Genomic DNA, 729 nt, shown 5'->3' on the forward strand with positions numbered 1-729 from the left:
TTTTTGTTTTCCAGTTGGTTTTGCTCAACAAACTTCTTCAAGCCAGCAAGCGCAAGCGCACCGGATGGTTCAGCAATCGCTCGAGTATCCTCGAAAATGTCTTTTACGGCAGCGCAGATTTCATCGCTTGAAACCGCCACATGACCATCAATGTATTTCTGACACAAGCGGAACGTTTCTTCACCGATGCGTTTTACCGCGACACCATCAGCAAACATGCTGACTTGGTCGAGTACCACTGGCTCACCAGCATCAAGCGCCGCTTTCAGACAAGACGAGTCTTCAGGTTCGACGGCGATGACTTTGATTTCTGGCATCAGTTGCTTGACCAGAACCGCTACACCAGCCGCCAAGCCACCGCCTCCAACCGGCACGAAGATGTAGTCCAGATGACCATTTTGCTGCAGCATTTCCATGCCGATGGTGCCTTGACCTGCGATCACCAATGGGTGATCGAAAGGGGGCACAAACGTATAGCCGTGTTGTTCTGACAAGCGTTCGGCCTCGGCTTTGGCTTCATCAAAGTTGCTGCCGTGCAGCACCACATTGCCACCGAAACTGCGTACCGCATCGACTTTGATGTCTGGTGTGGTTTTTGGCATAACAATCGTGGTTTTGATACCTAGCTTGGTGCCAGACAGTGCCATGCCTTGAGCGTGGTTACCTGCCGATGCTGCAATCACGCCTGCGGCTTTCTGTGCTTCAGTTAGGCTTGCCACCATGTTGTAG

General features: G+C 51.9%; 1 protein-coding gene. It reads right to left on the minus strand.

From position 1 onward, the window contains the following. Positions 1–729, minus strand: a 729-nt coding sequence (locus tag R7190_RS27230) for a pyridoxal-phosphate dependent enzyme (RefSeq protein WP_318137850.1), incomplete at both ends; no start/stop codon positions are given.

It is taken from the genome of Vibrio sp. 1078-1 (assembly GCF_033340475.1).